Origin of the sequence: Plantibacter sp. MCCC 1A11337 (assembly GCF_013349365.1) — a bacterium.
GTDB lineage: Bacteria > Actinomycetota > Actinomycetes > Actinomycetales > Microbacteriaceae > Plantibacter > Plantibacter flavus_A.
On the sequence record NZ_JABJWX010000001.1, the window covers coordinates 1,046,173 to 1,071,106 of the forward strand.

The 24,934-nt window shown below is 69.1% G+C and carries 23 protein-coding genes, 1 tRNA gene and 1 riboswitch; of the genes, 11 read left to right on the forward strand and 13 right to left on the reverse strand.

Annotated elements, in window-relative coordinates:
* The first annotated feature begins 108 nt into the window (after nucleotides 1–108).
* The 3 genes from pstC to pstB are packed head-to-tail and all read left to right on the forward strand — an operon-like array spanning nucleotide 109 to nucleotide 2,953.
* Nucleotides 109–1,053: a phosphate ABC transporter permease subunit PstC gene (gene pstC / locus HOW07_RS04845; RefSeq protein ID WP_064296608.1), complete on the forward strand. Its 945-nt coding sequence runs from the start codon at nucleotides 109–111 to the stop codon at nucleotides 1,051–1,053.
* Nucleotides 1,053–2,153, forward strand: coding sequence for a phosphate ABC transporter permease PstA (pstA, locus tag HOW07_RS04850; protein ID WP_121289743.1), 1,101 nt, complete (start codon nucleotides 1,053–1,055; stop codon nucleotides 2,151–2,153). The genes pstC and pstA overlap by 1 nt, the downstream gene beginning before the upstream one ends.
* Nucleotides 2,154–2,173: 20 nt before the next feature.
* A complete protein-coding gene (gene pstB / locus HOW07_RS04855; protein ID WP_175116226.1) occupies nucleotides 2,174–2,953 on the forward strand; it encodes a phosphate ABC transporter ATP-binding protein PstB in 780 nt (259 codons plus the stop codon).
* Between the two features lie 126 nt (nucleotides 2,954–3,079).
* Here the strand turns inward: pstB and HOW07_RS04860 are convergent, their stop codons facing one another.
* The 3 genes from HOW07_RS04860 to HOW07_RS04870 form a co-directional block, all read right to left on the reverse strand.
* Nucleotides 3,080–3,928 (reverse strand): anti-sigma factor domain-containing protein, encoded by an 849-nt coding sequence (locus HOW07_RS04860; RefSeq protein ID WP_175116227.1) that lies wholly within the window; start codon nucleotides 3,926–3,928, stop codon nucleotides 3,080–3,082.
* Nucleotides 3,925–4,515: an ECF RNA polymerase sigma factor SigK gene (gene sigK / locus HOW07_RS04865; protein ID WP_254773558.1), complete on the reverse strand. Its 591-nt coding sequence runs from the start codon at nucleotides 4,513–4,515 to the stop codon at nucleotides 3,925–3,927. Before sigK ends, HOW07_RS04860 begins: the two co-directional genes overlap by 4 nt.
* Nucleotides 4,516–4,863: 348 nt before the next feature.
* A complete protein-coding gene (locus HOW07_RS04870; RefSeq protein WP_175116229.1) occupies nucleotides 4,864–5,493 on the reverse strand; it encodes a DNA-directed RNA polymerase subunit beta in 630 nt (209 codons plus the stop codon).
* 129 nt (nucleotides 5,494–5,622) lie between these two features.
* On the opposite strand from HOW07_RS04870, the gene HOW07_RS04875 reads away from it, so the two are divergent.
* Nucleotides 5,623–5,698, forward strand: a tRNA-Lys gene (locus HOW07_RS04875).
* A 63-nt stretch (nucleotides 5,699–5,761) separates the two neighbouring features.
* On the opposite strand, the gene HOW07_RS04880 is transcribed toward HOW07_RS04875, so the two are convergent.
* The 4 genes from HOW07_RS04880 to HOW07_RS04895 form a co-directional block, all read right to left on the reverse strand.
* Nucleotides 5,762–6,454: a ScbR family autoregulator-binding transcription factor gene (locus HOW07_RS04880; protein WP_175116230.1), complete on the reverse strand. Its 693-nt coding sequence runs from the start codon at nucleotides 6,452–6,454 to the stop codon at nucleotides 5,762–5,764.
* Nucleotides 6,455–6,845: 391 nt separating this feature from the next.
* Entirely contained in the window at nucleotides 6,846–7,229 is a 384-nt protein-coding gene (locus HOW07_RS04885) for a hypothetical protein (RefSeq protein WP_175116231.1), read from the reverse strand.
* Between the two features lie 273 nt (nucleotides 7,230–7,502).
* A complete protein-coding gene (locus HOW07_RS04890; protein ID WP_175116232.1) occupies nucleotides 7,503–8,306 on the reverse strand; it encodes a hypothetical protein in 804 nt (267 codons plus the stop codon).
* A gap of 4 nt (nucleotides 8,307–8,310) precedes the next feature.
* A complete protein-coding gene (locus HOW07_RS04895) occupies nucleotides 8,311–8,922 on the reverse strand; it encodes a TetR/AcrR family transcriptional regulator (protein WP_079001781.1) in 612 nt (203 codons plus the stop codon).
* A gap of 106 nt (nucleotides 8,923–9,028) precedes the next feature.
* Here HOW07_RS04895 and HOW07_RS04900 point away from each other — a divergent pair, with 106 nt between their 5' ends.
* Nucleotides 9,029–10,525, forward strand: a complete 1,497-nt coding sequence (locus HOW07_RS04900; protein ID WP_175116233.1) for an MFS transporter — start codon at nucleotides 9,029–9,031, stop codon at nucleotides 10,523–10,525.
* Between the two features lie 81 nt (nucleotides 10,526–10,606).
* Here the strand turns inward: HOW07_RS04900 and HOW07_RS04905 are convergent, their stop codons facing one another.
* Nucleotides 10,607–10,963, reverse strand: a complete 357-nt coding sequence (locus tag HOW07_RS04905) for a DUF2200 domain-containing protein (protein ID WP_121290342.1) — start codon at nucleotides 10,961–10,963, stop codon at nucleotides 10,607–10,609.
* Nucleotides 10,964–11,078: 115 nt separating this feature from the next.
* Here HOW07_RS04905 and HOW07_RS04910 point away from each other — a divergent pair, with 115 nt between their 5' ends.
* Entirely contained in the window at nucleotides 11,079–12,152 is a 1,074-nt protein-coding gene (locus HOW07_RS04910) for a CPBP family intramembrane glutamic endopeptidase (RefSeq protein WP_175116234.1), read from the forward strand.
* Here the strand turns inward: HOW07_RS04910 and HOW07_RS04915 are convergent.
* On the reverse strand, nucleotides 12,094–12,609 hold the full coding sequence (locus HOW07_RS04915; RefSeq protein WP_175116235.1) for a YbaK/EbsC family protein: 516 nt from the start codon (nucleotides 12,607–12,609) through the stop codon (nucleotides 12,094–12,096). The genes HOW07_RS04910 and HOW07_RS04915 overlap by 59 nt on opposite strands.
* 67 nt (nucleotides 12,610–12,676) lie before the next feature.
* The gene (locus HOW07_RS04920; protein WP_064296618.1) at nucleotides 12,677–13,489 is read right to left on the reverse strand and encodes a DeoR/GlpR family DNA-binding transcription regulator; all 813 of its coding nucleotides are present in this window, start codon (nucleotides 13,487–13,489) and stop codon (nucleotides 12,677–12,679) included.
* 83 nt (nucleotides 13,490–13,572) lie between these two features.
* On the opposite strand from HOW07_RS04920, the gene galT reads away from it, so the two are divergent.
* The 3 genes from galT (at nucleotide 13,573) to HOW07_RS04935 (ending at nucleotide 16,932) form a co-directional block, all read left to right on the forward strand.
* Complete coding sequence (galT, locus tag HOW07_RS04925) at nucleotides 13,573–14,724, forward strand: galactose-1-phosphate uridylyltransferase (RefSeq protein WP_175116236.1); 1,152 nt, start codon at nucleotides 13,573–13,575, stop codon at nucleotides 14,722–14,724.
* Entirely contained in the window at nucleotides 14,721–15,881 is a 1,161-nt protein-coding gene (gene galK, locus HOW07_RS04930; protein ID WP_175116237.1) for a galactokinase, read from the forward strand. Before galT ends, galK begins: the two co-directional genes overlap by 4 nt.
* Before the next feature lie 133 nt (nucleotides 15,882–16,014).
* Nucleotides 16,015–16,932 (forward strand): hypothetical protein, encoded by a 918-nt coding sequence (locus HOW07_RS04935; protein WP_175116238.1) that lies wholly within the window; start codon nucleotides 16,015–16,017, stop codon nucleotides 16,930–16,932.
* Between the two features lie 26 nt (nucleotides 16,933–16,958).
* On the opposite strand, the gene HOW07_RS04940 is transcribed toward HOW07_RS04935, so the two are convergent.
* Both HOW07_RS04940 and glyA read right to left on the reverse strand, forming a co-directional pair.
* Nucleotides 16,959–17,831 (reverse strand): bifunctional methylenetetrahydrofolate dehydrogenase/methenyltetrahydrofolate cyclohydrolase, encoded by an 873-nt coding sequence (locus HOW07_RS04940; protein ID WP_071259424.1) that lies wholly within the window; start codon nucleotides 17,829–17,831, stop codon nucleotides 16,959–16,961.
* A gap of 11 nt (nucleotides 17,832–17,842) precedes the next feature.
* On the reverse strand, nucleotides 17,843–19,114 hold the full coding sequence (gene glyA, locus HOW07_RS04945; protein WP_064296623.1) for a serine hydroxymethyltransferase: 1,272 nt from the start codon (nucleotides 19,112–19,114) through the stop codon (nucleotides 17,843–17,845).
* 42 nt (nucleotides 19,115–19,156) lie between these two features.
* Nucleotides 19,157–19,275, reverse strand: a riboswitch (ZMP/ZTP riboswitch).
* Between the two features lie 159 nt (nucleotides 19,276–19,434).
* Here glyA and HOW07_RS04950 point away from each other — a divergent pair.
* Together HOW07_RS04950 and HOW07_RS04955 are read left to right on the forward strand one after the other, a co-directional pair.
* On the forward strand, nucleotides 19,435–20,937 hold the full coding sequence (locus tag HOW07_RS04950) for a beta-N-acetylhexosaminidase (RefSeq protein ID WP_175116239.1): 1,503 nt from the start codon (nucleotides 19,435–19,437) through the stop codon (nucleotides 20,935–20,937).
* Between the two features lie 404 nt (nucleotides 20,938–21,341).
* Nucleotides 21,342–23,597 carry a sigma-70 family RNA polymerase sigma factor gene (locus HOW07_RS04955; protein WP_175116240.1) on the forward strand — a complete coding sequence of 752 codons (2,256 nt, stop codon included), beginning with the start codon at nucleotides 21,342–21,344 and terminating at the stop codon, nucleotides 23,595–23,597.
* 39 nt (nucleotides 23,598–23,636) lie between these two features.
* Here the strand turns inward: HOW07_RS04955 and HOW07_RS04960 are convergent, their stop codons facing one another.
* Nucleotides 23,637–24,863, reverse strand: coding sequence for an MFS transporter (locus HOW07_RS04960; RefSeq protein ID WP_175116241.1), 1,227 nt, complete (start codon nucleotides 24,861–24,863; stop codon nucleotides 23,637–23,639).
* Between the last annotated feature and the right edge of the window lie 71 nt (nucleotides 24,864–24,934).

Sequence of the window (24,934 nt, forward strand, 5' to 3'; positions counted from 1 at the left end):
CCCTGCCCGGCACGCTCGACCTGCGTCACCAGCACTCGCAACACCCGCAGTAACCGCTCCCCGAGTCCGTCGTGGGGCACCACCATCGCATCGAGAGAACGGGAACCAATGGCTGTCGAGGCCCTAGCTGCGAGACCCAAAGCCAAGCAACGAGTCGGCGACCGCGTCTTCTCGACGCTCTCCCTCGTCTCCGGATCGCTCATCCTCGTCATCCTGGCGGCGGTCGCGATCTTCCTCATCGTCCAGGCGTTCCCGGCCCTCACGGCCGACTCCTCGTCGTTCACCGGTGCTCCGACAAGCTTCTGGGCCTATGTCGGCCCCTTCGTCTTCGGAACCATCTGGGCGGCCATCCTCGCCCTCGCGATCGCCGTGCCGCTCTCGCTGGGGATCGCGCTCTTCATCACCCACTACGCGCCGCGTCGCCTCGCGGTCGCCCTCGGCTACGTCATCGACCTCCTGGCCGCCGTGCCGTCGGTGGTCTACGGCCTGTGGGGGGCGCTCGTGCTCGCGCCGTTCGTCCAGCCCTTCTTCGCCTGGCTGTCCGAGAACCTCGGATGGATCCCGCTCTTCGGTGGCACGGTGTCCGGCACCGGTCGCACGATCCTCACCGTCGCCCTCGTGCTCGCGGTCATGATCATCCCGATCATCACGGCCATCTCCCGGGAGATCTTCCTCCAGACCCCGAAGCTCCACGAGGAGGCCGCACTCGCGCTCGGCGCGACGCGTTGGGAGATGATCCAAATGGCGGTCCTGCCGTTCGGCCGTCCCGGCATCGTGTCCGCCTCGATGCTGGGCCTCGGACGAGCGCTCGGCGAGACGATGGCTGTGGCCCTCGTGCTCTCCCCCGCCGCCGTCTACTCGTTCTTCCTGCTCACCTCGAGCAACCCGAACACCATCGCGGCGAACATCGCCCTGAACTTCCCCGAGTCCTTCGGCATCGACGTGAACAAGCTCATCGCCACCGGCCTGATCCTGTTCATCATCACCTTCGTGGTGAACTTCATCGCCAGACTCATCGTCAACCGTCGTAAAGAATTCTCGGGAGCGAACTGATGACCGCCACGACCGACCGCCGTCAGGCGTCCATCGCCACGCCGTTCTCCAACTCGCTCACCGCGGGCAAGCTGCCGAAGTTCGCTCCGCTCACCATCCTCGCAGGCAGCCTCATCGTCAGCGGTGTCATCTTCCTGCTGCTGCAGCAGTCGACCGCCGACAAGAGCTACAACCTCCCCGGGGCCGTCGTGCTCGGCGCCGCGCTCTACGCGGTCACCGTCTACGTCGCGTCACTCATGATCGAAGGTCGCCGGAAGGCCAAGGACCGCCTGCTCACCACCCTGGTGACCGCGGCCTTCGTCATCGCGCTCCTGCCGCTCGTCTCGGTCGCCATCACGGTGATCTCGGCCGGCGCCGCCCGGTTCGACCTCAACTACTTCTCGCTGTCGATGCGGAACGTCGTCGGTGAGGGCGGTGGCGCGCTGCACGCCATCACCGGCACGCTGCTCATCACGCTGGCCACGTCGATCATCTCCATCCCGATCGGCATCCTGACCGCCATCTACCTCGTCGAGTACGGCCGTGGACGGCTGGCTCAGGGCATCACCTTCCTGGTCGACGTCATGACCGGCATCCCGTCGATCGTCGCCGGCCTGTTCGCGTTCGCCCTCCTCGCGATCTTCTTCGGCCCGGGCGTCCGGCTCGGCATCGGCGGTGCCATCGCGCTGTCGCTGCTCATGATCCCCGTCGTCGTGCGGTCGAGCGAGGAGATGCTCAAGCTCGTCCCGAACGAACTGCGCGAGGCCTCGTACGCGCTCGGTGTGCCGAAGTGGCTGACCATCCTCAAGATCGTCCTCCCGACCTCGATCGCCGGCATCATCACCGGCGTGACGCTCGCCGTCGCCCGTGTCATCGGTGAGACCGCGCCCCTCCTGATCATCGCCGGCTTCACCCAGAGCATGAACTACAACCTCTTCGACGGCCCGATGATGACCCTGCCGGTCTTCGTGTACACCCAGTACGCGAACCAGGGCACCGACGGGGCTTCCTACGTGGACCGCGCCTGGACCGGCGCGCTCGTCCTCATCCTCATCGTCATGGCGCTGAACCTCATCGCCCGACTCATCGCCAAGATCTTCGCCCCCAAGTTCGGCCGCTAGGCCGCGAGCAAAGGAACCCCGTGTCCAAGAGCATCGAAGTCAACGACCTCAACGTCTTCTACGGCAGCTTCATGGCCGTCGAGGGCGTCTCCCTCCAGATCCAGCCCCGCACGGTCACCGCGTTCATCGGCCCCTCCGGCTGTGGGAAGTCGACCTTCCTCCGCACCCTGAACCGCATGCACGAGGTGATCCCCGGCGCACGCGTCGAGGGTGAGGTCCTCATCGACGGCAACAACCTCTACGGCCCGGGCGTCGACCCGGTCCTCGTCCGCCGCCAGGTCGGCATGGTCTTCCAGCGCCCGAACCCGTTCCCGACGATGAGCATCAAGGAGAACGTCCTCGCGGGCGTCAAGCTCAACAACCGGAAGATGACGAAGTCCGACCAGGACGCGCTCGTCGAGCGTTCGCTCCAGGGCGCCAACCTCTGGAACGAGGTGAAGGACCGCCTCGACAAGCCGGGCTCCGGCCTCTCCGGTGGTCAGCAGCAGCGTCTCTGCATCGCCCGCGCCATCGCCGTCTCCCCCGACGTCGTCCTGATGGACGAGCCCTGCTCGGCCCTCGACCCGATCTCCACGCTCGCCATCGAAGACCTCATCGAGGAGCTCAAGCAGGAGTACACGATCGTGATCGTGACGCACAACATGCAGCAGGCGAGCCGCGTCAGCGACAAGACCGCGTTCTTCAACATCGCGGGCACCGGCAAGCCGGGCAAGCTCATCGAGTACGACGACACCACGACGATGTTCTCGAAGCCGTCCGTCCAGGCGACCGAGGACTACGTCTCGGGTCGCTTCGGTTGATCTGACGCCGGCATCACGACAGCCCCGCCCGGGATTCCCGGGCGGGGCTGTCGTCGTCTGCAGCACGTCCGCGAGTCTGTCGAGGTGAAGCCTGCCGACAGGCTGTCGCGGACCGGAGGGAACGGACTACGCCGTCTCGATGACCATGATCGGATCGGTGGTGGGCTGCTTGGAGCCACCCTGCGGCTCGACCGTCACGCCGACCTTGTCGCCCGCGCTCATGGCGCCGTCGAGAACACGCCAGGTGGTGCCGCTCGCTGCCGAGAAGGTGCCGGCCGAGACCGGGCCTCCCTCGCCGATGTACCAGAGTTCGTAGACCTTGTCCGACGGCAAGGACCCGAGTCCGTCGACGAGCAGGGCGGACTTGCCGAGCTCACCCGACCAGACGAGGGTCGCCGTCGCATCGTCCATCGACACCTTCGCGCGCTGGACGTCGGACGCCGCGTTGATCTCCGCGAGCGCGACCGTCTGTGTGAGGGATCCACCACCGAAGGTGTTCGCGAGTCCGACACCGCCGAAGATGAGGCCGACCGCTGCTGCGGCGCCGACCACCATGCCGACGACGCTGCGACGCCACCGTGAGGCGGCCTTGCGTTCCGCCGCACCGACCACCGGGGTGGTCGTTGCTGCCGCGGGCGGTGTGGCCATCGGCGTCGAGACCGGCGTCTCGTCGACCTCCGGGACCGCGGTCGGAAGCGTCTGCACCTCGGCGACAGGAGCATCGACGGGGGCCTCAGCGGGCAGCTGCGGCAGGTTCTGGATCGCGGCCATGAGCGAGTTCTTGAGCGCTGCCGACGGCTGCACGGGAGGTACTGCGAGGTCGAGCATGGCGACGGTCTCCTCGAATTCCGCCGCTTCCTCGCGGACGGACTCGTGTTCGGCTCGCAGGCGGTCGAACCGCTCCTGCTCGCGCGGGGTCAGGGTGTGCAGCGCGTTTCCGGCTGCCAGGTCTGTTGCATCGTCTCGCTCGGTCATGTACGCACCCCCAACTCGTCTCGAAGTCTGATCATTCCGTCTCGCAACCTAGTCTTCACCGTGCCGATCGGCACGCCGAGCAGGTTCGAGATCTCGCTGTGACTGTAGCCGCCGTAGTAGGCGAGCGAAACAGCCTCGCGTTGCAGCTCGCTCAACCGGACGAAGGCCCGCTTGACGCGCTCGTGCTCGATCCGGATCTCGACCGTCTCCTGCACGTTGTCGACACGCTCGTCGAAGTCGCGGATGCCGATCTTGAGATCGCGGTCGCGCCCGGCCTGTGAGGCGCGCACGCGGTCGATCGCACGACGGTGCGCCATGGTGAGCACCCAGGTCGTCGCCGTGCCCTTGCCCGCCTCGAACTTCTGGGCGTTCTGCCAGACCTCCAGGAACACCTCCTGGGTGACCTCTTCGGACTGCGCGTGGTCGACGAGCACCCGCTTGACGAGTCCGAGGACCCGCGGGGCGACGTGGTCGTACAGCTCGCTGAACGCGACCTGGTCGCCGCCGGCCACACGGATGAGGAGCGCGTCGAGCACGTTCGCCAATGACACCTGCGGTGCAGCGTCAGCTTCCGGTCCCGTGGTCACAAGTCTTAGCTTCTCACGGACACCGGCCGTTTGCGCGACGCCCGCCCGAGGTCGGGTCTGCGTGTACAGTGCGGCGGTCATACACGGAGTTCGGTGCCGACCCGGGATCCGATTGGAGGAATCGACGCGATTCGACACCCCAGTTCCGGTGTCATCACGGAATGGGCGTCAGGAGGGCGAAGACCTCTGGAGAAAGCAAGTGCCAGGCCGCAGAAACGCCTCTCGGCGCAAGGCCGCTCGAAGCGGCGATTTTTGGAGCCCGGGGTTACTGCGGCCCGGCTGAATCAGTGTAGCAAGTGATCGGCGATGGATATTCCCAGGTACCGGGCCTTGACCGGACGGGTCGCGTCAGTCCAGGGAGTCGGTGCGCCACAGTCGCGCGCAGCCGGCGAGTTCCTCGGCGATCGTGCCGAACCGTGCGGCTTTCGTGGTGAGTCTCGCGGCGTCTGCGGGGTCGACGGCGTCCCGGTCGTCCGCGAGGGAGGTGCAGCCGACCGCGTTGATCCGGCAGAAGGAGGCCGCCCGCTCGAGGGCGATCGCGAAGTCACCGGTGTAGAGGCCACGGAGGATCTGGTCGGCGAGGACGATGATCTCCTCGGGCCCGGTCGGTTCGGCCGCGCCGGCGATCACGGGGTCGACGGTGGTGATGAGCTCGGAGCCCCGCTGGAAGCTGAAGCTCGTCCCCACCGGGTCCTGCCGGATGAGCAGGCGCAGTAGGTAGATCCGCCAGAGGGCTCCTGGGAGACTCCGCGGGCTGGCGTGCGACCAGAGCTCCGCGATGGCGTCGATCCCGTGCTCGTCCGTGTACGTCACGAGGCGGTCGACCACGGCAGGGTCCGGATCCGCGCGCACACGCGTGAGGAGTGCGACGGCCGTCTCGTGCGTGATCCTCGACACGGCCTCCGGGTCGAGACCGCCCTGGATCGCTTCGAGCATCGACGGCGGCAGCTTCGTCGGACGATGGAATCCCTCGGTCATGCCTGTTCCTCCCTGCGACGCGCTTCGCGCACCCGACAACGGTACTCGCCCCGTGGGACGATCCTCCCCTGGGGCGCTGACCTGCGCGTCAACGGGTGCCGTCGAAATCTCGTAGAGTAGAGCGCGTATGGGCCTGTAGCTCAGTTGGCAGAGCATCGGACTTTTAATCCGCGGGTCGTGGGTTCGAGCCCCACCGGGCCCACCACGGACGCGGTTGTCGACCGCGTCACGTCGGGGTGTCCGGTCGTACGCCGTCCGGCGTGGATCGCTACATCGGGGCGGCAGGACGTGCCGGGTACATATCGCCCGTAGCGCCGAACGCGTCCTCCCGGACCTGCGTCGCCGCTGCCCGCCTCGTCTCGGGGACGATGGCGTCGATCGCGAGCCGCCACATGCGGTCGACCGATGCTGCGATGTCCGAGCGGCCGACTGTGGCTTGGGCGGTGAGCTGGACACCGGTGAAGAATCCGATCAGCGTGCGGGCCAGATCCGGTGCCGACATCGAACTCTCCAGGTCGCCTGCCTGCAGCGCCAGGTCGAGCTGAACGGCCGTACCCGAGATCCAGTCCTCGTAGAACGCGCCGGCCGGTTGGCTCAGCGAACCCTCATCGAGCGTGAGTCTGATCCCGGCACGGACGACCGGATCGTTCTCGAGTTGGTCGACCATGGCGCGAGAAATGCGGATGAGCCGTTCGAGGACCCCGTCGTACTGTTCCGACACCCGTGCCATGAGCGGCATCGACCGGTCGTGCTGCTCGTGGATGACCGCGAGGGCGATCTGCTCCTTCGACTTGAAGTGGAAGTACATGGACCCCTGCGAGATCCCGGACGCCTCCGCGATCATCGACAGACTCGCGTTCCCGTAGCCGATGCGGTCGAAGACGGTCGCGGCGCCCTCGACGATCGCGTCCTGCGTCACCTGCCCGCGCTCCTGCGTCGGCGTTCGTCGCGTCCCCGGCATCCTGACCTCCTCGGACAGCCTGTGTTCCGGCTCCGATCTATCGGCGCCGTACTCGTCGACCGTTGCCGGTCGGGGCCTCAGCCTAGAGGCTCGGAGCTCTCACAGCCGACGTCTTTCTCTAACTGGTACGAACGACTTATTCGTGTCACACTGATGGAGGTGATGCCGACGCAGTCCACGCGTCAGTGGGCTGTGTGCTCGCGACAGGGGTGCGCGACGCTTATCGCCTCGACCGGTGGGTCGCGCAGGGATCGGGGGATCCAGCGCTGCGTGATCCACCCGGTCACTGACGCTCTGCCGGTCCACCCCACAAGTCGAATGCCGCGGGACAGACGAATGAGGCCGTCGCGGGTCTCCGAGGCTCGTCGCGTCCGTCTGAGCCGGACTCCGCTCACGGACGCTCGAGGCCGAGTTCGTCGATGGAGGCCTGCTCGGCGGGTCCGCCACCCGCAGTGACAGCGGCGACGCCGTCAGGGCAACCAACCTCGTCGACCGTCAAGTAACCGCCGCCCATCGCCTGACTCGCAGCGACGCAGACATACACCTGCGCGGTGTCGTGCCCCGTCCAGTCCGACGTCACTGCAACGCCGCGCAGGATCGCGGTGACCTCGACACGATCCGACCGGGACTGCACGGCGTAGATGATGGCGCCTCTCCGGGCCCTCGGAATCTGATCCAGTGCCCTGATGAGGGTCGAGCCGAACGACGTCTCGCCTCCCCTCACCGCCGACACGGCGAGGTCGGCCGTGTCATACAAGGTCGTCAGCTCGGTCATACCCTCCTGCAGCCGCGCTGCAGCCCTGGCAAGGTCCCGGTGAGCCGTTTCCTCTGCGGACGGTTGCGTGCTGCAACCCGTGAGCGCGAGCGCCGTGGCCATCGCAGGCGCGAGCCAGATCCGAGTCCTCACGGGAGCCCTCCTGCTTGTGCCGCCGTCGGCACCGTGTCGTCTTCAGCGCGGTCTGCGTCCTGCGAAGTCTCGCATGGGCACGACCTGGGGGCGTCGGGGCGAACCCCTCACCGCGTGCTGGTCACTGCACAACGGCGAGCGTCAGCGCGCGAGCAGCTCGGGGAGGCCGGCCACCGTCGCTTCGTCCGCAAGGCTCGCGTCGACAGAGACGAACGACAGGACCGCGACGGGGACGCCGAGACGCGCGGCTGCCTCCAGTTTGTGGTGGCCGTCGAGGACGAAGTGCACAAGACCGGTGTGGGCGTCGAAGCTGTCGAACGGCTGCGTCCGGTCCAGCACGGAGACCGCGAGCACGGTCGCCGCTCCCCCGGCTCGAAGCCGCTCCTCGTACGAGGCCACGCGCTCGCGGTCGTTTCGACCGGGCTGCACCATCGGCACCAGGAACTCGAAGAGGGTCTCGTGCTCGCCGGTCGTCCGGGTCGAGCCGCGGTAATACGCGGTCGCCGGGTCCTCCGGCGCACCGAGCGTGGGGTCGACGCCGCGATGCACGACCTGTTCCCGCGAGAAGTAGTCGTGGTCGTCACCCGGAGTGACCAGGACGGGCTCGATGGAGAGCAGGAGCGGCAGGTAGGTCGCCTCGGGCAGGATCTTCGACACGAGGTCGCGCAACGAGGGATCGGCGATCGCGGGCACGCCCTCGTCCAGGTGATCGTGCAATGCGCCTGCGGCGAGCGCCCGAGCACCCTCGTCCAGACGACGGAACAGCAGCGCGCAGGTACCGCACGGGAAGCTCAACTCGAACGCCTCATCGCCATCGACGATGAGGTGGCGTCCGCCGGGCTCGCGGAGACCAGTGAAGTGCAGTGGGGCGTCCGGTGTCCCGAGATGGACCGGCGCCGCGTGATCGAGCAGCCCGGTTCGAGATCGGGCGGGTCCGTCGGCCATCGGGCTACTTCCGGACGGCCGGGATGATGACGCCGTCGATCACCGACACGAGGAAGTCACGCGTCACGGGCTCCCGCAGCATGAGCACGCGATAGCTCACCATCGCCTGGCTGATCAGCGCAAGGGTCTCCACATCGGCATCCGCCCGGATCTCCCCGCGGTCGATCGCGCGCTGCAGGAGGAAGCGGTTGACCGCCATGCGCGGCTCCACGATCGCGGCGTGGACGGACTCGGTGAGCTCGGGGGCATCCGAGATCATCGACATCACGCCGGCGAACACGCGCATCTTGCGCTCACCCTCGGCGATGGACGGCGCCTTGATCATCGCGACGAGGTCGCCGCGGAGTGAACCGGTGTCGGGCAGCTTCGAGAAGTCGGGATCGATCTGCTTCATACAGGCGACCGCGTCGATCACGAGTTCGGACTTCGACGCCCATCGGCGGTAGAGCGTCGCCTTGCCGGCCTTGGCGCGTGCTGCCACCATGTCGACCGTCATCCCGGCGTAGCCCGTGTCGGCGAGGACGTCGAGCGCGGCGTCGAGGATCTCGGCGTCCCGCGTGTGATCGCGCTTCCGGCCGAGCTTCGGCGCTGCGGGTGGGGTCTCGAGCTGCGTCATCGCGGCTCACCTCCCTTTCGTCTCCGAGAACAGCATAGTTCAGGAACTCGAACGTTCAGGAACTATTCGGTTCCGAAACTGTCCAGTTCCGTATAGAGTCCTCAGCATGACTTCGAACCTCGCCGCCGGAACCCCGGCAGTCTCCTCACGCCGCTGGTGGACGCTCGTCACCGTCGGCCTCGCCCAGCTCATGGTCGTGCTCGACGCCACCGTGGTGAACATCGCGATGCCCGCCGCTCAGGCCGATCTCGGATTCTCCGACGGCGACCGCCAGTGGATCGTCACCGCCTACTCGCTCGCCTTCGGCAGCCTGCTGCTGCTCGGCGGACGCCTGTCCGACCTCATGGGCCGGAAGCGGGCGTTCATCATCGGGCTCGTCGGGTTCGCGATCGCCTCGGCCCTCGGAGGCGCCGCCGATTCGTTCGGCACCCTCGTCGCCGCACGGGCGCTGCAGGGCGTCTTCGCAGCCCTCCTCGCACCGACCGCGCTCGCGATGCTCACGACCACCTTCACGATCCCGAAGGAGCGCGCCCGCGCGTTCGGCGTCTTCGGTGCGATCGCCGGCGCGGGTGGCGCGGTCGGACTCCTCCTCGGCGGATTCCTCACCGAGCAGTTCGACTGGCGTTGGAACCTGTACATCAACGTCGTGATCGCCGTGGTCGCCATCGTCGGGGCGGTCCTCTTCATCACCACACCGAAGACGGCCGGCCCCCGCCCCAAGCTCGATGTTCCGGGCACCGTCCTCGTCTCAGGTGCGCTGTTCAGCCTCGTCTACGGCTTCGCCAATGCCGAGACCGACGGCTGGGACTCACCGCTCAGTTGGGCCTTCCTGGCCGCCGCGGCCGTGCTCCTCGTCGTGTTCGTCCTCTGGCAGCGCCGGGCCGCGCACCCGCTCCTCCCGTTGTCGATCGTCCTCGACCGCAACCGCGGTGCCGCGTTCATCTCGGTCATGATCGCCGGGGCCGGGATGTTCGGCATCTTCCTCTTCGTCACCTACTACCTGCAGGCCTCGCTCGGCTACTCACCGCAGCAGACGGGCTTCGCCTTCCTCCCGATGATCGCGATGCTCGTGCTCGCCGCACAGCTGGGGACCAACCTCCTCGTCCCGCGGTTCGGCCCGAAGGTCATGGTGCCGTTCGGCATGACGCTCGGGGCGATCGGCATGCTCCTCCTCACCCGACTCGACCTCGACAGCTCCTATGTCGGCAACGTCATGCCGGCGCTCATGGTGCTCGGTTTCGCGATGGGATCGATCATGCCCGCCTCGATGCAGACCGCGACGCTCGGTGTCGACCGGGCGTTCGCCGGGGTCGCCTCGGCGACGGTCAACACCAGCCAGCAGGTCGGCGGTTCGATCGGTGTGGCGCTGCTCAACACCCTCGCGGCGAGCGCCGCCACGGCCTACGTGACCGACAACGCGCCGCCCACCCCCGAGGTGCTCGCGCAGGCCGCGATCCAGAGCTATCAGACCGCCTACTTCTGGGGTGCCGGATTCTTCGCGGTCGGCGCGGTGACGGCGGCACTGCTGTTCCGCCGACGCAACCAGGGACTCGCCCTGCACCACGCCCCGGAGGCGTCCGCGGAACCGGTGCTCGCGCACTGATCCGATCGGGTCCCGAGCAGACGGCCGACGCGCACTCGCGCGGCGGCCGTCTGCGTCATCGGAGGGCCACGCGGTCGGCCGTCAGGCGGAGGTGCGGAGGATCGAGGTCATCTTCTTCCCCTTCGCGACCTCGTCCACGAGCTTGTCCAGCTGACGGACGCGCTGCATCAGGGGATCCTCGATCTCCTCGACGCGGATGCCACAGATGAGGCCCGTGATGAGCGACGCATTGGGGTGTATAGCCGGCGCGTCGGCGAAGAAGGTCTCGAAGTCGGTACCGTCGGCGAGCACCCGTTCGATCGCGGCGTCGTCGTAGCCCGTGAGCCAGGTGATGACCTGATCCACCTCGGCCTTCGTACGGCCCTTCCGCTCCACCTTCGCGACGTAGAGCGGGTACACGCTGGCGAAGCTCGTCGTGAAGATGCGATGTCCGGCCATACCTGGCAGTCTCCCACCGTCGCGCGTTCGGGACCAGGTCGAACTGGGTATCCGTCGCTCGTCGTCCATCGCTCGGGGGACGCGTGCTGCCGCGACGGCTGCCTACCCTGGCAGCATGACGAACCCTGGACAGCACCCGCAGACGCCTTCGCCATCGCCCTCGCCCGTCGATCCGGCCGTGCCTCAGCGGCAGCTCGCGACGTACGACCACGCCCTCCGCGCCGCACCAGCCTGGTGGCGTGGCGCACTCGCGCTCCTCCTGCTCGTCGTCGGGTTCCTGATCCTCTCGATCGCACTCGGCGGCATCGCGCTCATCGTGGACGTGGCCACCGGGGCGTACACGCTCGACGACGTCGCGAACGGCCTCATGACGCTGACACCGGTCACGATGCTCGCGAACAACCTGTCGCTCGCCGCGCTCATCCCGGTGTCGATGCTCATCCAGTGGGCGATCTTCGGCATCCGTCCACGGTGGCTGTCCTCGGTGGAGGGGCGCTTCCGCTGGCGCTGGCTCGGGCGTCTCGCGCTCATCATCGTCCCGGTGTGGATCGTGTACGTCGGCGCGTCCGTCCTGCTCTCCCCGCTCGAGCCCATCGTGGTCGACGGCACCATGATCGCGATGCTCCTCGTCGTGATCCTCACGACGCCGCTGCAGTCTGCCGGCGAGGAGTACGGGGCGCGCGGCCTCATCCAGCGCTCCGTCGGATCCTGGTTCAGTCGCCCGATCACCGCGTTCCTCGTCGGCACGGTCGTCTCCGGCGCGGTCTTCGCCTCGGTGCACTTCGCCGGCGACCCCTGGCTCATCGCCTACTACTTCGTGTTCGGCGCCTCGATGTCCTTCGCCGCCCGCGGGACCGGTGGCCTCGAGGCGCCGGTGCTCATCCATGCGACGAACAACGTCCTGCTCCTCGTCCCCACGGCCCTCATGTCGCAGACCGACCAGGTCTTCGAGCGAGGCGAGGGCGCCGGCGGACCGTTCATGCTCATCCCGATGGCGCTCTGCGTCGCCGCAGCCGTCGTGAGCACCTGGTGGGGGCGCAGGAACGGCGTGATCGCGACGGCTCCGCTGCCGCCGAGCCGGGTGACGAAGCAGCAGGGAACGCCGCCGACCGCCATGGCCGCTCCGGTGGCTACACCGACGCAGCTGCCGACGACCCCGCAGGATCCGTCGGCGGCTCCACCGCGATGACCTGCCCGCCGGTCACTCGCACGAGCTCCTCGAAGGTCGTCGGGAACACCGTGTGCGCATGGCCGGCTGCGGCCCAGACCTCCGGGTAGGCGGCGAGCGCCTCGTCCACGTAGGTGCGGATCGGTTCCGGGTGACCGACGGGCGCGACGCCGCCGATGACCTGTCCCGTCGCCGCCCTGACGACCTCGGCGTCAGCACGCTTCAGCCGTCCACCGAGCCGCCCGCCCACCCAGGCGGTGTCGACACGATGGGCACCGCTCGTGAGGATCAGGGTCGGCTCGCCGTCGAGCGTGAACACGAGGGAGTTCGCGATCGCCCCGACCTCGATCCCCAGGGCTTCCGCTGCGAGCGCCGCGGTTCGAGCAGCATCGTCGAGCCAGGTGATCTCGCCCTGGGCCCCGCGATCACGCAGCGTCTGCTCGACGATGGACACGGCCGGATGCGCTCGATCAGTCATGCGACCATGCTGCCGCACCGGGCCGTCGACGCGCGAGTACCCAGACGCAGCGGCACGCGGCGCGAGGTCAGTCGCCGAGTGGGACCAACGTCACCGCGAGGCCCGCTTCCCGGAGGAGTGCGATGGTCTCGGGCGCGGCCCCGTCGTCGGTCAGGAGGGCGTCGAAAGCCTCGAGGCCGGCGATCCGGCCGAGCTGCCGCACACCGAGCTTCGAGGCGTCGGCGACCACGACCACCCGCTCGGCGGCGCGAACCATCCTGGCCTTCACCTCGGCCTCGGGCAGGTTGACGTTGGTCACGCCATGGCCTGCGTCGACACCGTTGCACCCGATGAAGGCGAGATCGGCGTGGACCTGGCCGAGCAGCGAACCGGCGAGCGGATCGACGAGCGAGTGCTGGAGCGGCCGAAGCGATCCACCAGTGACGATCACCGAGAACCTCGGGATCTCCGACTCGAGTTCGAGCGCGATGGTCAGGCCGTTCGTGATGACCACGACGTCGGCGAGGTCGCGGCGAGCCTTGAGCGCGCGGGCGAGGGCGAGGCCGGTGCTGCCGACGTCGACGATCACGCTCTGACCGGAGCGCACCATCGCGGCCGCCGCCTCTCCGATCCGCTGCTTCGCGTGGGCCGAGGTCGCGGTCGCGAGTTCGATCGGCGACTCGACGGCGCCGCGTCCCTGCACGGGCATCGCACCTCCGTGCACGCGGACGGCCTCGCCCTGGTCGACGAGGGTGTCGAGGTCCGTCCGGGCGGTCACCCGGGAGACGCCGAAGTCGTCGGAGATGTCGGCGACGCGCACGAAGCCGCGCTCATCGAGGAGCTCGCGGATGCGGTCGCGTCGCAGTGGGGCGGGCAACTGCATCGGCTCGTCGTCGGACATGCTTGAATCTTCGCTGACTTGCCTATACTTTTCAAGGCGAAACGTTGTACGTTTCCTTTCGACAACCCGTTCTGAGGATCCCCATGCCCCCACTCGACGACACCTTCGTCATCGACCCGGCGATCGCGAGCTCGACCCAGCGCCTCGCCGACGGTCGCCAACTCATCTACTTCGACGACGTCGACACGACGCTGCCCGCGGAGCGCCTGCCCGACGCTCGCGAACTCGCACCACGACCACCGACCGCGTCCATGCGCCAGGACCCACTGACGGGTGAGTGGATCTCGATCGCCGCCGCCCGCCAGAACCGGGTGATGCTGCCACCCGCGAACCTCGACCCGCTCGCGCCCGCGAGCCCCTCGAACCCCTCCGAGATCCCCGACCAGTACGACGTCGCGGTCTTCGAGAACAAGTCGCCGTCCTTCGGACCGTTGCTCGAAGACGAGAACGCACCGGTCGACCTCGCCGACCTCGAGGCCATCGGGATCGGCCGGACCCGCACCTCGGTCGGCCGCTGCGAGGTCGTGAGCTTCAGCCCGTCGAGCACCGGTTCCTTCGGCTCGCTGTCCCGAACCCGGGCGCGCACGGTGATCGAAGCGTGGGCCCGCCGGACGCACGCACTGTCGCAGATCGACTCGATCCAGCAGGTGTTCCCCTTCGAGAACCGTGGCGAGCAGATCGGTGTCACCCTCCACCACCCGCACGGGCAGATCTACTCCTACCCCTACGTGACCCCGCGCACGCAGCGACTCATCGCCGCAAGCGAGGCCTACGGTCCCGGACTCTTCGCCGACGTCCTCGCCGCTGAGCAGGCCGACGAGCGCGTCGTCCTCGCCGGGGAACACTGGACCGCGTTCGTCCCGTTCGCTGCGCGCTGGCCCATCGAGGTGCACCTGCTCCCCCACCGGCACGTGCCCGACTTCGCCGCGACCTCGCTCGAAGAACGGGACGAGCTCGCCGTCCTCTACCTGCGGCTGCTGCGCGGCGTCGACGCCCTGTACGACACCCCGACCCCGTACATCGCCGCCTGGCACCAGGCCCCGACCCGCGTCCACCGCGACGAGCTCCGACTCCACCTGCAGCTCACCTCCCCGCGTCGCGGAGCCGACCGCCTGAAGTACCTGGCCGGCTCCGAAGCCGCCATGGGCGCCTGGATCGGCGACGTCCCGCCCGAGACCACCGCCACCGCCCTGCGCGCCGCGATCGCCGCAGCCGATGAGGAGAACCCCGTATGACCGACCTGCAGCGCACCGCCACGAGCGGATTCGAGAACGCCTTCGGCAGCGAGCCGCATGGCCTCTGGACCGCGCCCGGCCGCGTGAACATCATCGGCGAGCACACCGACTACAACAACGGCTTCGTGTTCCCGATGGCGATCGACCGCCGCACCGTCGCAGCCGTCCGGCGTCGCGACGACGACCGCATCCGGGTCTCGAGCAGCTTCTCACCCGAGATCGTCGAGGTCTCGGTGCGCGCGCTCGATCCCGACGCACTGCACGGCTGGTCCGCCTACCCGCTCGGCGTCGCATGGGCGCTCGGCCAGTTCGGGGCACCCTTGCAGGAGGTGCCCGGGGTCGACATCTACATCGACTCCGACGTCCCGGTCGGGGCCGGCCTCTCCTCCTCCGCGGCCATCGAGGCCTCGGTCGCCGTCGCACTGAACGAGATCTGGCACCTCGACCACGACCGCCGGACGCTCGCGAAGATCTGCCAGCTCGCCGAGAACCGAGCGGTCGGCGCACCGACCGGCATCATGGACCAGTCGGCGTCGCTCCTCGGCCGGCGTGACTGCGGCGTCTTCCTCGACTGCCGCTCGCTCGAGACCGACGTCATCCCCCTCGGCTTCGAGGAGCACGACCTCGAGCTGCTCGTCATCGACACGCGCGTCGAGCACGCCCACGTCTCGGGCGGGTACGCCGCACGTCGGGCGTCCTGCGAGGCGGGCGCCGCAGCGCTCGGCGCCGACTCGCTCCGCGACGTCACGGTCGGCGACCTCGAGCGCGCTCGCGAGCTGCTCGACGACGAGACCTTCCGCCGCGTCCGTCACGTCGTGACGGAGAACCAGCGTGTCCTCGACACCGTCCGGACCCTGCGCGAGCACGGGCCGACGTCGATCGGCGAGCTGCTCGTGGCCTCCCACGCGTCGATGCGGGACGATTTCGAGATCTCGGTTCCGGAACTCGACCTGGCCGTCGAGACGTCGATGGCGGCGGGTGCGATCGGGTCGCGCATGACCGGTGGTGGCTTCGGGGGTGCGGCGATCGCCCTGGTCCCCGTCGCCCTGGCATCGGCCGTGGCCGAGGCGGTCACGGCGGCCTTCGCCGAGGCGTCCTTCACCGCCCCGACCATCTTCCCCGTCCGTCCCGCCGCCGGAGCCACCCGAGAGTCCTGACCTTCCCCACCCCTGCCCGCGAACTGTCAATTCCGGCTAGTCCCAGCCGCTCGGACTAGCGTCGAGCGACAGTTCGCGGGCTGGGTGTGGAGAACTTCCGACACTGAGACGCCGCAGTCGGCACCGTGGTGGGATGGTCCGCCGACGTCCCCTCCCCCTCGAACTCAGCAAGCAGCCGTTCTCCATGGCCGAAGCCGACGAACTCGGCGTGCCTCGATCGCGGCTACGAGCGCGCGACCTCGCCACGCCGCACCGAGGCGTCCGGGCACCGCTCGACCAGCCCACGGACATCCCCGGACGCTGTCACGCCTATGCCCCACTCCTCCACGATGGGCAGTTCTTCAGCCACGTGAGCGCGGCGGCCTTGCACGGCCTCCCCGTGCCCACCTGGGAACACGAGGCACCACTCGACGTCGCGTCCATCGCGCCGGCACGCGCGCCTCGAGGATCGGGCGTGCGTGGGCATCAACTCGACGGGGACCACTGGGAGGTCGTCGCCGTCGAAGGGCTGCCGGTACTGACCGCCGTCGATGCCTGGTGTCAGCTCGGAACCCGACTCCCCTTGGACGACCTGGTGATCGCCGGCGACGTGTTGCTTCGCCGCAGGCGACCACTGGCATCGGAGCAGCAGATCGTCCGCGGGCTGGCACGGATGAATGGCCGTCGCGGCGCGAAGCGGCTGCGGCTCGCGTTCTCGATGATGCGGCCTCGGACGGATTCGCCGATGGAGACCGCATTGCGCCTGCTGATCGTCCGCGCGGGCCTTCCGGAACCACTCGTCAACGAGGTCATCTCAGACGCCCCCGGACGGTTTCTGGCCTTGGGCGACCTGGTGTATCCCGAACAGCGGGTCCTCGTCGAATACGACGGCGGCACCCACTTCTCGGATGAACGGCAGATCTTCCACGACATCGATCGCCTCGACCGAGTCATGGCAGCGGGCTGGCGGGTCATCCGGGTGAATCGCTCGCACCTGACGGACCCGTCGCCCATCCTCACCGCCCTGGCTCGCGAACTGTCACTTCCGGCTAGTCGCGGGGCGCCGGACTAGCGTCGAGTGACAGTTCGCGGGCTGGGTCAGGGGGTGGCCATGCGGACGACGTTGGCGAGGAGTCCGACTCTCGTCATGGGGCCGACACCACCGGGGTTCGGGCTGATCCACGAGGCGACCTCGGCCACGTCAGGGGCGACGTCGCCGACGACCCGGGACTTGCCGGTCTCGGGGTCGGTCTCCCGGCTCACCCCGACGTCGAGGACGATGACGCCGGGCTTCACGGCATCGCGCGTGACGATCCCGGGGACGCCCGCCGCGGCGACGATCACGTCGGCGGTGCGGAGGATGTCGTCGAGTCCGACCGTTCCGGTGTGCGTCAGCGTGACCGTCGCGTTGTATTCGCGACGGGTGAGCAGCGGGCCGATCGCGCGACCGACGGTGACCCCGCGGCCCACGACGACGACGTGTTTGCCCGCCCAGCTGATCCCGTGACGTTCCACCAGCTCGATGACGCCCTTCGGCGTGCACGGCAACGGCGTGTGGATCGGGCGGTTCACATTGAGCACGAGACGACCGAGGTTGGTCGGGTGGAGCCCGTCGGCGTCCTTCTCGGGATCGATGCGCTCGAGGATCGCATCGGTGTCGATGTGCTTCGGCAACGGCAGCTGCACGATGTAGCCGGTGCAGCTCTCGTCGGCGTTGAGCTCGTCGAGGACGGCCTCGAGCTCCTCCTGCGAGACCGTCTCGGGCAGGTCGCGTCGGATCGACTCCATACCGACCTCGGCGCAGTCGCGGTGCTTGCCGGCGACGTACCACTGCGAACCGGGGTCGGACCCGACAAGGACGGTGCCCAGCCCGACCGAGATGCCGCGCTCCTTGAGCGCTGCCACCTCGATCGCGAGTTCGGACTTGATGGCGGCGGCCGTGGCCTTGCCGTCGAGGATCTGTGCGGTCATGCGCCCGCGCCCTACTGCTGGAGGCCGGGGTAGAGCGGGAAGCGCTCGGCGAGCGCTGTGACGCGCTCCCGGAGGGCTCCGGCCTCGGCACCGTTGCGCAGCGCGAGAGCGATGATGTCGGCGACCTCGGCGAACTCGGTGTCGCCGAAGCCACGCGTCGCGAGTGCCGGGGTACCGATCCGCAGGCCGGAGGTGACCATCGGCGGGCGCGGGTCGAACGGCACCGAGTTGCGGTTGACCGTGATGCCGACCTCGTGGAGGAGGTCTTCGGCCTGCTGGCCGTCGAGCTCGGAGGTGCGGAGGTCGGCGAGCACGAGGTGCACGTCGGTGCCGCCGGTGAGGACGTCGATGCCGGCGGCCTTCGACGCCTCGGAGGTGAGCGCCTCAGCGAGGAGCTTGGCACCGCGGAGCGTCCGCTCCTGGCGGTCCTTGAACTCCGCCGTGGCGGCGAGCTTGAACGCGGTCGCCTTGGCGGCGATGACGTGCATGAGCGGTCCGCCCTGCTGGCCGGGGAACACGTTCGAGTTGAGCTTCTTGGCGAGCTCCATGTCGCGGCTCACGATGAAGCCGGAGCGCGGGCCGCCGATGGTCTTGTGCACGGTGGAGGACACGACGTCGGCGAACGGCACGGGCGACGGGTGGACGCCTGCGGCGACGAGGCCGGCGAAGTGCGCCATGTCGACCCAGAGCTTCGCACCGACCTCGTCGGCGATCGCGCGGAACGCGGCGAAGTCGAGCTGGCGCGGGTAGGCGGACCAGCCGGCGATGATGACCTGGGGCTTGTGCTCGAGTGCCTTGTCACGGACGACGTCCATGTCGACGAGGAAGGTCTCGGGGTCGACGCCGTAGGAGACGGCGTTGTAGAGCTTGCCGGAGAAGTTGAGCTTCATGCCGTGGGTGAGGTGACCACCGTGGGCGAGCTCGAGACCGAGGATGGTGTCGCCGGGGGTGGCGATCGCCGAGAGGACCGCGGCGTTGGCCGTGGCGCCCGAGTGCGGCTGGACGTTCGCGTACGCGGCTCCGAAGAGGCTCTTCGCCCGCTCGATCGCGAGGGACTCGGCGATGTCGACGAACTCGCAACCGCCGTAGTAGCGGCGACCCGGGTAGCCCTCGGCGTACTTGTTGGTGAGGACGCTGCCCTGCGACTGCAGGACGGAGACGGGCACGAAGTTCTCACTCGCGATCATCTCGAGGGTGTTGCGCTGGCGACCGAGCTCCTGCTCGAGGACCGCAGCGATCTCGGGATCGACCTCGGAGAGTGGCGCGTTGAAGGTGTCGGACAAGACTGGCTCCCTTTTGTGACAGAACGGATGTCGGTGATGTGCCGTTTCGGCCCAGGCGTGCGGCCGAATCCGCCCTTGTCTTCAAGGTGCAGGGTCGCTCCCCGATGGTGAACCATCTGAGGCGGAGCGGAACTCCGTCTATACGCCAGTTGCGACTGCTAGCAGCATAGCAACGGGACGCCCGACGCGCACCGTCCTGTGGAGGGGGCGGGCAGCGGCGGGGGCCGGTGTGTCAAGATGGCGCGAAGCTTGTTCACCCTCCGAACAAACCCCGTTCCGGCCCCCACGATCCCGCGTCGCCGACGCTGAAGGAACCACGCATGAGCCTGCTGCCCCGCCCCATGTCGCAGACCACGGACGCCTCCGCTCCCCCGTTCCGGTTGTCGGCGGATTCGGTGATCCGTACCGACCCGTCGGCGGCGACCACGGCTCGGATCCTCGCCGAGGCCCTGCGCGCCTCGACGGGCTTCGACCTCCCGGTCGAGACCACCGACACGGAGGAGGTCGTGGACTCGGCGGGTGCGGACATCTCGCTGTCGGTCGACCCCCGCCTGTCCACGACGAGCGGGGCCTACCGATTGACCGCCGTGGCCTCCGGTGTCGAGATCGTCGGCGCAGACGCCGACGGGGTCCACCATGGCACGCAGACACTCAGGCAGCTCCTCCCGCCGGCCAACTGGGCATCGACGGCCGGCGCACAGGACTGGATCATCGCAGCGACCGTCATCGACGACGCGCCGCGCTTCGCGTACCGCGGCGCGATGCTCGACGTCGCGAGGCACTTCTTCACGGTCGCGCAGGTGCAGCGGTTCATCGACCAGATCGCCGCACTCAAGCTCAACCACCTGCACCTGCACCTCACCGACGACCAGGGGTGGCGCCTCGAGATCGCCGGGTGGCCGGAGCTCACCGGGATCGGTGCGGCGACCGCGGTCGGTGGTGGTGCGGGCGGCTCGTACAGTGCCGACGACTACCGGGCGATCATCGAGTACGCCGCCGACCGCCGCGTCACGATCGTCCCCGAGATCGACGTCCCCGGACACACGAACGCGGTCCTCGCGGCGTATCCCGAACTCAACCCGGACGGCGTCGCCCGCGAGCCCTACACCGGCACGGAGGTCGGCTTCTCGAGCCTCGACATCCATGCCGAGTCCACCTACACGTTCCTCGACGACGTCTTCACCCAGCTCGCCGCGATGACCCCGGGCCCCTACCTCCACCTCGGCGGCGATGAAGCGCTCGCCACCCCCGAGGCGGACTTCCTCCATTTCGCCCGTCGGGTGTCCGAGCTGATCGCCACGACCGGGAAGACCGCGATCGCCTGGCACGAGTTCGGCGCGTCTCGGGACCTCGCCCCCGGCACCATCGGCCAGTACTGGAACTACGTCTCCCCCGAGGACGGCCACGCCGACAAGCTGCGCTCGTTCGTGGATCAGGGCGGGCAGGTCATCATGTCTCCGGCCGACGCCGCCTACCTCGACATGCAGTACCCCGGCGTCGCGACGGCCGGCCTCACCTGGGCGGACGGCCCCACGAGTGTCGAACGCTCCGCCGTCTGGGAGCCGACCGAGATCGTCGAAGGTGTCGGAGAGCAGGACATCCTCGGCGTCGAGGCCCCGCTCTGGACGGAGACCGTGGCCGACGTGCAGACGCTCGAGTTCCTCGTCTTCCCCAGGATCGCGTCCATCGCGGAGATCGGCTGGTCGGAGCGACGCACGCCGGACTGGAGCGACTTCCGGGACCGGCTGGCCGACCTCGCTCAGGGCTGGTCGGCCGCGGGCATCGCCTTCCACCGCTCCCCCGAGGTCGGCTGGCTCGACTGATCCGGGCGACGGACGGGAAGGCGGCCGGGAGTGGCGCTCGCCCCCGAGCACCACTCCCGGCCTGTCGACGGGTACGCACGAAGGCGCCCCCTCCCGTCGAGATCTGCAACGTTTCGGGTCCGTTGCCCGATGCACACCGGCCGTGGCGCGCATCGTGGCCGTCCGAGGACGACCCAGCCGGGTCCCCGTCGCCGGGAATCCTGCTGTTCATCCTGAGAGAGTGCATCCCGAACAGGTCATGACGCGGTTTCCCGGAACAATCGGAACGGATCTTCCTCGGCGCCAGCGGCTGTCCGCGAGACACCCCGTGCCAAGATGAGGGATCGGCGTCATGATCCCGCTCCACCCGACTCTCTTGGGCGGGCACGGTGCCCGGTAGTGCGCAGCTCGCAGACGGAGGCATCATGAGCCTGGACACATCCCCGGCTTCATCGCTCACCGAGCGATCGGATGCCGAGCTCATCGAGCGCACCCGCACGGGCTCGCAAGACGCCTACGCGGAGCTGTGGCGACGACACTCGAACGCCGGACGGACCGTCGCCAGGTCCGTCACCTCGAGCCTCGATCCCGACGACCTCGTCTCGGAGTCCTTCGCCCGCATCTATCAGGCGGTCCGTCGCGGGAAGGGACCCACCGGCGCCTTCCGCCCCTACCTGTTCACCACCATCCGGAACACGGCGGCCGCGTGGGGCCGATCGCGTCGGGAGACCTCGCTCGACACCCTGGACTCCTTCGAGGACCCGGACACGAACGAGGCCTCCTCGATCGAGGCCCTCGATCGCAGCCTGAGTGCCCGAGCGTTCCGGAGCCTGCCGACCCGGTGGCAGGAGGTGCTCTGGTACACGGAGATCGAGGCGATGACGCCTGCGGAGGTCGCGCCGCTCCTCGGGATGAAGGCCAACTCGGTGTCCGCGCTCGCCTACCGAGCACGCGAGGGGCTGCGCGAAGCGTGGATCCAGGCGCACCTGCAGGCCGTCGACGACGACTCGGAGCACGCCTTCACGATCAGCAGGCTCGGATCGTACGCGCGCGGGAACCTCTCCGCCCGGGACACGGCCAAGGTCGAGTCGCACCTGGACGCCTGTCAGCGGTGCACCATCGTGGCCGCTGAGGCGAAGGAGGTCGGCTCGCGCATGGCGCTCGTCCTCCTCCCCCTCGTCGCAGGCGCCGCCGGTGCGGCCGGCTACACCGCTTGGTTGCAGGCGAACGGCCCGTCGGCGAGCGCGGTCGCCGCGATGCCTGCCGGTGTCACCGGTGGGGTCGCATTGACGGCGCACCTGGGCACCTCGGTGGCGGCCTCCGGTGGGGTGGCGGCCTCCGGTGCAGCCGGTTCCAGTGGCGCCGCATCGGGTGCCGGTGCCGCGTCGGGTGCGGGCGCCGCGTCGGGTGCCGGCGCCGCGGGTGCTGCGGCGGCCGGTCTCTCCGGCGGGATCATCGCCGCGGTCGGTGTCGGCGTCGTCGCGGCGGTGACCGCCGCCGCGCTCGTCCTGGGTCCGGTGGTGTTCCCGCCGACCGCCGACACGCCGACCTCCGGCACGGCTGCTGGGCCCACCGATCCGCCCGCCGCCCCGTCCCCGGATGCGGCCCCGATCGCCGGCCCGACGCCGACACCCTCCTCCCCGGCACCGAATCCGACTCCGAGTCCGAGTCCGAGTCCGAGTCCGAGTCCGAACGAGGATGGGACGCCGGATCCCGTCGTGGTCTCCCCGCAGGTTCCGACGCCCACTGCCCCACCGGTCGCTCCGCCCGTCACCCCGGTCGATCCCGTCGACCCGACCGAACCCACGGCGCTCCCGGTGCCGACCATGGTCGCCGACTCCGGCGGTGGCTACCTGTGGCCCACGTTCAGCGGCACGGGAGCGGCCGGAGCCACCATCGACGTCCTCGACGGCGACCTCGTCGTCGCTTCGACGGTCGTGCCGGGGTCCGCGCAGCGGTCATCGGTCGCAGCCGCCCCGGTGACCGGGACCTGGTCGACAGGACCGGTCGTCCTCAACCGGTCTGGGACGTTCACCCTCACCGTGCGCCAGACCCTCGGTGACCAGGTCACCGAGTCCGCGGAACCTGCCGGCATGACGATCTCCGGGCCCTCGATCTCCGGATTCGAGACGATCCTGTCGTTCCGGATCCTCGAGCCGGACGCACCGATCGTCATCAGCGGCGCTCCGAACGGCGCGATCGGGTACACCCTCGACGGTGGTGACGAGCAGCGCGTCGCGCTCGATGCCGACGGTCGGGCGACGCTCACCGGCGCCGCCGTGGCCGGCGGGTTCCACGAGCTCAGCGTCTGGAGCGTCGACCCCGCGGACCCATCGCGCGTGGGACCTGCGACCTCCGTCGAGTACCTCTCGCTGACCGGACTCCTGAGTACCGAGTCCGCCGTCGATCCGGCGACGGCCCCGCTCCCGGAAGCGGTTCTGGACACCGCACCGGAGGCGATTCCCGCTCCGCTCCCTGTTCAGGCCGTCGTCGAACCGATCGCGGACCAGATCCCGGTGGAACCGGCTCCCGCGACGGAGCCGGACGTGCCGAGTACGACCGAGCCTGATCCGGCGACGGAGACGGAGACGCCGGTGGAGACCGCGCCCGACGTCACCGCGCCGCCCGATGGCGCAGACGCCTCACCGGCGCCGACGACGGACGAACCGGCGGTACCGTAAACGGTCACGCTGAGCGCGTCCGCAACGGCTCGTGCTCGATCAGACGGATTCGCGCCTGCGGGTGCGCAGCACGTCCGCGGCGAGGAGCGAGGTCGCGACCACGGCCAGGCACACGTACACCCACGGCAGCACGCCGAGACCGATCTCGGCGAGGAGCAACGCGCCGAGCGCCGAACCGCCACCGATACCCGTGTTGAACGCGGTCGTGTAGAACGCGTTCGCGGTGTCGCGGATGCGCGGGCTCGCCGCGTGCAGGAGGCGCGTCTGCATGAGCGGCGGCAACATGCCGAAGGCCGTCCCCCAGAGGAAGAACGCGACGAGTGCGCCCGGAAGCCACCCTGCTGAGAGGGCGAGGACGCTCACCATGGCGGCAGACACGGTCAGGGCGACGAACAGGCCGGTGGTCGCACGCCTCGCGAAGACGCTGCCGGTGAGGATGAGGCCGATCGCGCCCGCGACGCCGTAGACGAGGAGGAGGATGCTGAGCTGGCCGGCCGGGACACCGACCTCGCCGATGAGGAACGGTGCGATGTAGGTGTAGAACGCGTAATGGCCCGCCATGATGACGCCGACCGCGATGCAGACGATCGCGACCGGGATGATGCTCGGATCACGGCCCGTGGCACCCGAGGCTGCCGCGTGCGACTCCTCCCGACCGACGGGCGGCAGCTTCCACCACACGACGACGGCGCCGAGGAGCATGGCTGCGGCGAGCACGCCGAACGCGAGCCGCCAGCCGAGCGCGTGCCCGAGCGCGGTGCTGAGCGGGACGCCGAGGACGAAGGCGAGCGTGCCTCCGGCGATCGTCACGGACACGGCACGGGCGAGCTGTTCCTTCGGGACCAGGTGACCGGCGTAGGCGCCGACGACCGCCCAGAAGACACCATGGGCGAGCCCACCGAGCACCCGGGTGGCGACGAGGAGTTCGTAGTTCGGGGCGAGCGCGCCGAGACCCGTGCTCACGCCGAGGACGACGATGACGGCCACGAGCAACGCGTGTCGCGGCACACGCCTGGTGAGGTGGATGAGCGCGGTGCTGGACAGCACCACCGTGAACGCGAACACGCTGACGAGGAGCCCGATCTGCGACTCGGTGACGCCGAGCGAGGCGCTCATCTCCGGGAGGAGACCGGTCGGGATCATCTCGCCGGTGACGGAGAGGAAGGTGCCCGCCGCGAGCGCGATCAGGCCGACCCAGGGGAACGGCGGTGACGACGGCTTGGTGGGTTCGGCGGCGCGCGCCGAGGAGGGCGAAGAGGAGGTCATCGGATTGCTCCAACGATGGCGTTCACTCGTCGGCGGACGTGGCGGACGAGTTCGTCTACGCGCTGATGTGC